Origin of the sequence: Stenotrophomonas sp. I18B00994, from assembly GCF_014145825.1 — a bacterium.
Taxonomy (GTDB): Bacteria; Pseudomonadota; Gammaproteobacteria; order Xanthomonadales; family Xanthomonadaceae; genus Stenotrophomonas; species Stenotrophomonas maltophilia.
The window spans coordinates 21200-30405 of the sequence record NZ_JACIUW010000034.1; the positions used below are offsets into that span (position 1 = coordinate 21200).

The window sequence follows — 9206 nt, forward strand, 5'->3', positions numbered from 1 at the left end:
CCTGCAGAGCCGAGCATGGGCTCGGCTCTGCAGGGGTGTGCGGACCAACGGTCCGCACCCACCGCATCACCGGCTCAGGTGCAGGAACTGCAGGTGCCGTTCGTACTGGCTGATGATGTCGTTGATGATCTGCTTGCGGCTGTAGCCCACCAGGTCATAGTCCTGGCTGCCTTCGAACAGATGCACTTCAGCGCGGTAGTAGCGCTGGTTGCGCAGCTGCTGGGCGGCGAACGACGGGGTCAGGTAGCCACTCAGGATCACCCGGTACAGGAAGTCCTGCTGCTCGCCGTGATTGACCGTCAGCTCCATGTCGCCGGCCTCGAAGCGCGTGGCCACATCCCAGCCCTGCCCGCGCAGCTGTTCGGCCACCGCTTCCATCGCTGGCTTCACCGTATCGTCCATGAAGCGGTAGACCTGGTCGCGCACCGGGAAGTGCATGGCCTGGCTCAGGCGCTGGCGCCAGCCCTGGTGATGGCGATCGTCGCCGATCAGCGGCGAGGGCCGGTACTGCAGCGCGCGCTTGCGGTGCGACTCGTCACTGAAGGCGCGGGTCAGCCCCCACATCATCAGCAGCAGGATCGCCGAGAACGGCAGCGAGGCCAGCACCACCGCCGATTTCAGCGCATCGATGCTCCCAGCCAGCAGCAGCCCGGCGGTCAGCACTGCGATCACCGTGCCCCAGAACACGCGAAGCCAACGCGGACCATCATCCTCCGGCGCGCCGCCGTGCGAGGACAGCGTGGACAACACCACCGCTCCCGAGTCGGCCGAGGTCACGAAGAAGATGAAGCTGACCAGCACCGTCACCGCGATCACTGTGCGGCTCCACGGGTAGCCATCCAGCAGTGCATACAGCACCGTCGGTGGATCATCCACCGCCAGCTGTGCCAGTTGCTGCTGCCCGTGGTGCAGCACCTGGTCCAGCGCGCTGTTGCCGAAGATCGACAGCCAGGCCAGGGTGAAGCCCAGCGGGATCAGCAGCACGCCGAACACGAATTCGCGGATGGTGCGGCCCCGTGAGATGCGTGCGATGAACAAGCCCACGAACGGTGCCCAGCCGATCCACCATGCCCAGTAGAACACCGTCCAGCCGCCCAGCCATTCTGGTCGGCCGCCATAGGCGTACACATCAAAACTCTTGCCGACCACGCTGCCCAGGTAGTCGCCCAGGTTCTGCATCAGCGTGCTGAACAGGTACTGCGTCGGCCCGGCAAACAGCATGAACAGCACCAGCGCGATCGCCAGCAGCATGTTGATGTTGGCCATCCAGCGCACGCCCTTCTCCACGCCGGAGACGGCCACGGCCACCGCCGCGCCCATCATGCTGACCACCAGGATGATCTGCACCAGGTTGGAATGCGGGATGTTGAACAGGTGCGCAAGGCCGGCATTCAGGTGCAGCACCCCGAAGCCCATGTCGGCACCGATGCCGAACACGGTAGCGACAATGCCCAGCGCGTCCACGGTGTAGCCGATCGGGCCATTGATGCGCTTGCCGATCAACGGGTACAGCGCCGAACGCAGCGCCAGCGGCAGGTTGTGGCGGTAGGCGAAGTAGGCCATGGCCATCGCCGCCAGCGCGAACACACCCCAGCCGTGCAGGCCCCAGTGCAGGAACAGCAGCTGCATGGCCTGGCGCGCGCCGGCCTCGCCCGCGGCCGGATCGCCCTGCGGCGGCTGCAGGTAGTGGGTCAGCGGTTCGGAAACGCAGAAGAAGAACAGGGTGATGCTGATGCCGGCAGCGAACAGCATGCCGGCCCAGGAAAGGTAGCTGAACTCCGGCTCGTCATGGTCGGCGCCGAGCTTGATGCCACCGTACTTGGACAGCGCCACGCCGACCACGAACACCAGGTAGAGGGTCATCGCCAGCAGGTAATACCAGCCGACATTGAGTGCGGCCCAGTCCTGTGCCTTCAGCAGAAGGCGGCCCGCACCAAGCGGGAACAGGCTGACGAACAGCGCGAACGCCACGACAACGATCGCCGCGAAGGCGAACACAGGCCGAAGGGTGCGCACCGGGGATTGTTGCGGCTCCAGTACTTCCATGGGGCGGCGTTCTCCGGTAGATCAAAGGGTTAGCCGACCAATTCTGGCTGAACCGCAGTGGACAGAGCATGAAGTTGCGGCCTGTGGTCACAGGCCCGGCCCGCCATTCCGTGCTATCACGCGCGCGCCGAAGCATATCTGCGAGCGCAGCCGCGCGCGGACCGCGTGCATCGCGGCCACGCGCGCACTGTCCAATCACGACATCACATGCACCACATGCACCGCGCACAGCTTGTTGCCGTCCGGGTCGCGCAGGTAGGCCAGGAACAGCTGGCGCCCGGCCATGCTGCGGACGCCAGCCGGGTCTTCGATGGCCGTACCGCCATGGGCCACGCCGGCATCCTGCCAACCGCGCACGGCCTCGGCGCTGTCGAGGGTGAAACCAATGGTGCCGCCGTTGGCATGGCATGCAGGCTGCCCATCGATGGGCGCGGTGACGATGAACATGCGGCCATCCTTGAAGTACACCAGCCGGCCCTTGTCATCGAAGACGCCGGGGCGTGCGCCCAACGCGGTGAACAGGGCATCGTAGAAGCGATGCGCGACGTCCATGTCGTTCGTTCCAACGGTGATGTGGCTGAACATGCGGGCACTCCATGTGGAAAGCCGCAGTGTCGGCGAGCACGCCGGGCATCGCAAATCCGGCGATCTCCCCCTCTGCGGCATGCCCAGGATTTGTCGTGCGCCGCCCGATCATTCTATAATGGGAATCATTCGCATTAATGACCCATGCCGATGGCCGTGCCCGCCGCCTCCAGCACCGCGCTGGCGGGGTTCTACCGCGAACACCATGGCTGGCTGCTGGGCTGGCTGCGCCGCCGCACCCACAACGCCGACTGCGCCGCCGACCTGACCCAGGACACCTTCCTGCGCCTGCTCAGCCGGCGCGTCGATCCGTCCGAACTGCGCCTGCCGCGCGCCTATCTCAGCACCATCGCGCACGCGCTGCTGGTCAACCACTGGCAGCGCGCGGACCTGGAGCGCGCCTATCTGACCGCGCTGGCCGCACAACCGGAGCCGGTGCATCCCTCTGCGGAGGAGCGCACGCAGGCGCTGCAGCTGCTGCATGCCATCGCTGACATGCTGTCCGGCCTGGCCGAGCGGCCACGGCGTGCCTTCCTGCTGGCCCGGCTGTCCGGACTGGGCTATGCGGAGATCGGCCAACAGCTGGGCGTGTCCGAGCGCATGGTCAAGAAGTACATGGCGCAGGCGATGCTGCATTGCCTGTGCCTGTCCGGCGACGCGGCGGCATGAGCGCGGCAGTGGCCGGCCCGGCGCTGGAGCAGGCGGCAGAGTGGTTCGCGCTGCGCCAGCAGGGCTGGAGCGACGACGACCAGCAACACTGGCGTGCGTGGCTGCACGCCGACGCCGGTCACGCCGACGCCTGGCGCCGGGTCGAGGCGGTCTGGCAGTCGTTCGCCCCGCTATCGGCAACGGCGGCAGCAACGGCGCTCGATGCTGCCGGCCATCGCCGCCGCCGCGCACTTCGCAGTCTCGGCGGCGCACTCGGCATCGGTGCGGTCTCGCTTCTCGGCCTGCACGGGCTGCAGGCGCAGCGCCACCTGCAGACGCAACGCACCGCTGCCGGGCGCACCGGTCATTGGACGCTGGCCGATGGCAGCCAGTTGTGGCTCAACGCCGGCAGCGAAGTGACCGTCGACATCGGCAACGGCAACCGCGCCCTGCATCTGCTACGCGGCGAACTGCTGCTGCAGACCGGCCACCACCCCGCATTCGTCGGCCTGCCCCTGACCGTGCATGTACCCGGCGCGCGCCTGCAGCCGATCGGCACCCGTTTCGCGGTCGGCCGCGAAGCCCAGGACAGCCGGTTGGACGTGTTCGAGGGCGTGGTGCGGTGCCTGCCGATGTTCGGCGCGGCGCTGGATGTGCCTGCGGGAAGTGCGCTGCAGATCGGACCGATGGGGGGACTCACAACGGTCGCTGCCGATCCCCTGCGCGGCGACTGGCAGGACGGACGCCTGCAGGTGCAGGACACGCAACTGATCCGGGTGATCGACGAACTGGCCCGTCACCATCGGGGCTATCTGGGCTGTGATCCGGCACTGTCCGCATTGAATGTCACCGCGGTATTGCCACGCCTGGACAGCCTGCAGGCCTTGAAACTGCTGGCGCGCGCCCTGCCGATCCGCATCGAGCAGCGCTGGCCATGGTGGACCGTTGTGCGTCCGCGTTGAAATCGCGGTTCCCTTTCTGCGCGCTCGGCGGGCACTACAAGGGAACCCATTGCGGATGTCGCCGCCCCCATGAAACTACCCTGCCCTTCTCCTCGCCCGCTTGCCATCGCGCTGTGCCTGGCCTTGGCCACGCCATGCCTGTTTCCGGCCGCCGCCCACGCACAGGATGCTGCCGCCGCCGTTCGCTGGCAGATCCCGGCCGGTCCGCTCGACCAGGCCTTGACCGCGTTCGGCCAGCAGTCCGGCCTGTCCATCGCCGCCGATGCCCGCCTGACCCGAGGCCGGCACAGCGGTGGCGTGCAGGCCTCGCTCAACACCGAGGCCGCGCTGGCACAGCTGCTCGCCGGCACCGGCCTTTCGTTCCAGCGTGATGCCAGCGGCGTGGTGCTGCAGGCCGCCCCCGCCACCGACGCCGGCGTGCGCCAGATCGGCACCCTGCGTGTGGCCGGCCAGGCCGGCGACGGCGCTTCGCCGTGGGGGCTGGCCGATGCCGACGCCGTCTATCGCGACAGCGGCTCGCGCGTGCATCTGGACCACCAGCAGCTGGAACGCTTCCGCGGCCAGTCGATCGGCGATGTGCTGGCCGGCGCAGTCGGCGTGCACACCGGAGACGTACGCAATGGTGGTGCACTGGACGTCAACATCCGCGGCCTGCAGGGCCAGAACCGGGTGCCGGTGATCATTGATGGTGGCCAACAGGCCATCGATGTCTATCGCGGCTATGCCGGCGTGCAGCAGCGCAGCTACCTGGACCCGGACCTGATCAGCGCGATCAGCATCGAAAAGGGACCGAGCCTGGCCGCCAATGCCGCCAGCGCGATCGGTGGCGTGGTCTACATGGAAACGTTGAAGGCCGAGGACATCCTCGACGACGGCCAGGACTGGGGGCTGCGCGTGCGTGGCGGCGTGGCCGACAACAGCATCGACCGCACCCGTACGTTCAAGCAGATCGCGCGTGGCAGCGACAACCGCAACAGCCTGCGCGACCCGCGCGACTGGAACGGCAGCGTGGCCTTCGCCCAGCGCGGCGAAGACTGGCAGCTTGTCGCAGCCTACGCACGGCGCCGCCAGGGCAACTACTTCGCCGGCAGCAACGGCGCCCACCGCTACGACGACCAGCATCTGTCCAGTGGCGGTACCGGCATGTCCAGCCAGGCCGTTTCCAAGCTGTACCACCCGGGCGATGAAGTCCTGAACACCCACACCGACAACGAATCGGCGTTGCTGAAATTCACCTGGACGCCCGACCCGGACCAGCGCCTGGAGTTGAGCCACCGCTTCTTCAACTCCAGCTTCGGCGAAATCATGCCGTCGGCGATCGGCCGCGTGGGCGAGTCCAACGAATGGGTGACCTACGTGGACAAGGCCAACACCATGTTCCAGTTCGAGCCCGGGAAGATGCGGGTCAACGCCACCTCGCTGCGCCATCGTTACCGCCCCGAGGCGCACCCGTGGCTGGACCTGAGCAGCACGCTGTGGTTCACCACCGCCACCAGCCGCATGTTCAACAGCAATATCGCCAACACGCCGCTGTTCAAGGAAATGGCCTCCGACCAGATGCCCGACACGCTGGGCGAGACCTACGGCCCGGGCCTGCAGTCGGACGTGAAGACCCGGCGCTGGGGCCTGGACAGCAGCAACACCACCCGCTTCAGCAATGATCTGGGCGACTGGACGCTGCGCTATGGCGCGTCCTTCCAGCACGAAGACACCGCACCAAACTCGCCGGTATTGCCGGTGGACTACAACAACAACCGATACCTGCGCTCGGGCACGCGCCGCGAGGCCAGCGTGGTCGCCTCGCTGCAGTGGCAGCCGTGGGACTGGCTGTCGCTGACCGCAGGCGGCCGTTTCATCGACTACCGCACCCGCGACCGCAACCGCGTGGCCTTCGTCAGCGAATCGCGCGACCTGCGCTATACCTTCGCGCGCCTGAGCAAGGGCGGCCAGCTGCTGCCGGGCTGGTACAAGGAGTGGTACCCGGATGCACAGGGCAACTACACGTACGACTCGCTGCGCGCTACGCCCTATGGCGGCAGCACGCTGGGCCAGACCTACGACTTTGACGGATTCATCCGTGACCCGCGTGGTGCCAACGGCTTCTATACCAAGCAGATTCCCACCGCCTGGGGCTACAAGCCGGCGATCCGGCGCTCCGGCCACGGTTTCGCGCCGTATGCCGAAGCCCGCTTCAACCTCGACGCGGACATGTTCTTCTACGTGAAGTACGCGCAGGGCTGGAAGATGCCCAGCCTGTTCGAATCGACGCTGGGCAACAGCACCTCGGCGCCGGTAGCCGACCTGAAACCGGAAAAGAACCGTTCCTGGGACATCGGCTTCAGCCTGCTCAAGCAGGACCTGTGGCGCGACGGCGATCGCCTGGCATTCAAGGTCGCCTGGTTCAAGAACGATATCGACAACGCCATCACCCGTCGCTTCGATTCCAGCAACTGGGCCTTCTACGTCGACAATGTCGACAACTACACGGTGTCCGGCTACGAGCTGCAGTCCGGCTATGACGCAGGCATCGCCTACCTGGACCTGTCGGCCAGCTACTACCAGCGCGCGCGCACCTGCGATGCGGCCACCGCCAAGCGCATGCGCGAAGACCCGTATGCGAAATGGAGCAAGCTGGACACCACGCCGGACTGCGTGGTCGGCGGCTTCGGCACCTCGTTCGTCAATGCGCAGAACCCGCCGAAGTACTCGATCCACAGCACGCTGGGCTTCCGCCTGTTCGACAAGCGACTGGATACCGGCATCCGCCGCACCTACAACAGCGGCCCCACCCATGAACTGGACAAGCCCTGGAACACCACCGGCTCGACCGGCCTGCAGAACATCTACCTGCCGACCGCGATCTATGACTTCTATGCGCGCTGGCAGTTCACCCCGAAGGCCGAAGTGGAACTGGTGGTCAGCAACCTGCGCAACACCTACTACATGGACACGCTGGCCATGAGCCTGATGCCGGGCCCGGGCCGCACCGCGCGGCTGAACTTCACCGCACGTTTCTAACTGCTGCAGCAACAGCAACGCCCCGGGGAGATCATTCCCGGGGCGCTTGCCTGCGGCGGCTCACGCTCTGGCAGGTGCCAACCTTGGTTGGCACAGCGGCTCAGCACTGGTAGATGCCAACCTTGGTTGGCACGGCGACGCGTTACTTCGCAGTACTCAGCAACAGCACCGCGACGGTCACCAATGCGATGCCGATCCAGCCGATCGGACGCAGGCGGTTGCCGAACAGCAGACGACCGCAGGTGGCGGTGCCGATCACGCCGATCGCCCCCCACATCGCATACGCGGTGGCCAGGTCCATGTAGCGCACGGCCTGGCCCAGGAGGGCAAAAGCAATCCAGACCATGACGATCGCGCCGACGCCCCAGCGCCAGCGGCGGAAGCCCTCCGACTTGGCCACCATCATGTTGGCGGCAACGTCGATCAGTGCCGAACAGATCACGAAAAACAGGGCCAGGGTGTTCATCAGTGCGCCTCCCCGAGGGTGACGCAGACGATTCCGACCACTGCCAGCACCAGGCCGGCGAGCTGCTGCAGCGACAGGCTCTCACCGAAGACGGTGAGACCGACCACGGTCAGCAGGGTCAGGCCCAGGCCTTCCCACACTGCGTAGGCCACGCCCACGGCGATGCGGCGCACCGACTGCGCCAGGAAGAAGTAGGACAGCGCCAGCGCGCCGGCCATGATCAGGTAGCCGGTCCAGCCGCCATCGCGGGCGGCATGGGCCATGAACGAGGTGCCGACCACTTCGGCGACGATCGCCACGGTCAGACAGGCCCAGGCGACCAGCGCGCCACGGGCGGGAACAGTACGGAACATGTGAAACTCCTTGCAGGACGGGGACCGCACCGCCTCATCAATAGATCCACGGCATGCGTGGTGGGTCCGGAACGCCCCGCAGACAGGGGCGACGGCGACCAGTATCATCGTCTTTTACGGTGGGATCAAAATGGATTCCATCGAAAGGAGCGATGGATCAATGCCGTACTCCCCTGAATCCCTGCAGGCCTTCGTGGAAGCCGCGGCGCTGGGTTCGTTCTCGGCGGCGGCGCGACGCCTGCGCAAGACCCAGTCGACAGTCAGTACCGCCATTGCCCACCTGGAAACCGACCTGGGCTTGAGCCTGTTCGATCGCAGCGGGCGCTACCCGCAGCTGACCGAGGCCGGGCGACAGGTATTGGGGCACGCGCAGGAAATCCTGGCTGCCGATGCGCGCCTGCAACAGTTGAGCGTGCGCCTGGCCGCGCCGGTCGAGCCTCGCCTGACCGTGGTGTTTTCCGATGTCTACCAGCTCGATCCAGAGCAACGGATCCTGCAACGCTTCGCCGAGGCGTTCCCGGAGATCGAACTGGAATGGCTGGATGCCGAGGGTGAGGACGTACTGGAGCTGGTCGGCAGTGGTCGCGCCGCGCTGGGCCTGCTGCCCAGGCAGGAGCGCTATCCCGGTGAATTGACGGCCCGGCCGCTGGCCCACCACAGCGAACTGTCGGTGTACGTGGCGCGGGAACATCCGCTGGCCAGCGCCGGGCGTCGCGCCGCCGCACAACTGGCGCGGCATCGGCAGGTGCGCCTGAGCGCGGAAGTCGATCAATCGCGCGTGGTCACCGGCCTGGCCTGGACCGCCACCGACTACCTGATGGTGATGGAGATGGCCGAGGACGGCATCGGCTGGGCTGAACTGCCGCGGGCGCTGGTGCAGCGCTACGACCGTGGGCGACTGGTGGAACTGGTGCTGCCCGGTTGGCCGCGGCGCATCCACAGCGACCTGCTGTGGCGCCGCGACACGCCTCCCGGACCGGCCGCACTGTGGTGGGCCGACGCGCTTGGATGAGGTAGTGCCGGCCGCTGGCCGGCAATCCCAGTGTCCCGTCCCATCAGCGGGTCGAAGCCGTGGTGGGCCAGCCAGTCGCGCGCGGTCGGCGTGGCCGACAGGCTGACGTGCTTGTC

At 66.9% G+C, this 9206-nt stretch carries 8 protein-coding genes; 4 read left to right on the plus strand and 4 right to left on the minus strand.

Features of this window, described 5'->3' with window-relative positions; genetic code table 11:
• Positions 1-66 precede the first annotated feature (66 nt).
• A complete protein-coding gene (gene betT, locus H4O10_RS21445; protein WP_012480528.1) occupies positions 67-2046 on the minus strand; it encodes a choline BCCT transporter BetT in 1980 nt (659 codons plus the stop codon).
• Between the two features lie 195 nt (positions 2047-2241).
• Positions 2242-2631: a VOC family protein gene (locus H4O10_RS21450; protein ID WP_012480529.1), complete on the minus strand. Its 390-nt coding sequence runs from the start codon at positions 2629-2631 to the stop codon at positions 2242-2244.
• Between the two features lie 150 nt (positions 2632-2781).
• On the opposite strand from H4O10_RS21450, the gene H4O10_RS21455 reads away from it, so the two are divergent.
• The 3 genes from H4O10_RS21455 to H4O10_RS21465 all read left to right on the plus strand — a co-directional run bounded on the left by H4O10_RS21455 (position 2782) and on the right by H4O10_RS21465 (position 7259).
• On the plus strand, positions 2782-3300 hold the full coding sequence (locus tag H4O10_RS21455; RefSeq protein WP_044570404.1) for a sigma-70 family RNA polymerase sigma factor: 519 nt from the start codon (positions 2782-2784) through the stop codon (positions 3298-3300).
• Positions 3297-4241, plus strand: coding sequence for a FecR domain-containing protein (locus H4O10_RS21460; RefSeq protein ID WP_012480531.1), 945 nt, complete (start codon positions 3297-3299; stop codon positions 4239-4241). The genes H4O10_RS21455 and H4O10_RS21460 overlap by 4 nt, the downstream gene beginning before the upstream one ends.
• A gap of 69 nt (positions 4242-4310) precedes the next feature.
• Positions 4311-7259: a TonB-dependent receptor gene (locus H4O10_RS21465; RefSeq protein WP_012480532.1), complete on the plus strand. Its 2949-nt coding sequence runs from the start codon at positions 4311-4313 to the stop codon at positions 7257-7259.
• A gap of 142 nt (positions 7260-7401) precedes the next feature.
• On the opposite strand, the gene H4O10_RS21470 is transcribed toward H4O10_RS21465, so the two are convergent.
• The gene (locus H4O10_RS21470; protein ID WP_012480533.1) at positions 7402-7725 is read right to left on the minus strand and encodes an SMR family transporter; all 324 of its coding nucleotides are present in this window, start codon (positions 7723-7725) and stop codon (positions 7402-7404) included.
• The gene (locus tag H4O10_RS21475; protein WP_012480534.1) at positions 7725-8078 is read right to left on the minus strand and encodes an SMR family transporter; all 354 of its coding nucleotides are present in this window, start codon (positions 8076-8078) and stop codon (positions 7725-7727) included. Before H4O10_RS21475 ends, H4O10_RS21470 begins: the two co-directional genes overlap by 1 nt.
• A 160-nt stretch (positions 8079-8238) precedes the next feature.
• Between H4O10_RS21475 and H4O10_RS21480 the strand changes: the two genes are divergently transcribed.
• On the plus strand, positions 8239-9090 hold the full coding sequence (locus H4O10_RS21480; protein WP_012480535.1) for a LysR family transcriptional regulator: 852 nt from the start codon (positions 8239-8241) through the stop codon (positions 9088-9090).
• Positions 9091-9206: the final 116 nt, after the last annotated feature.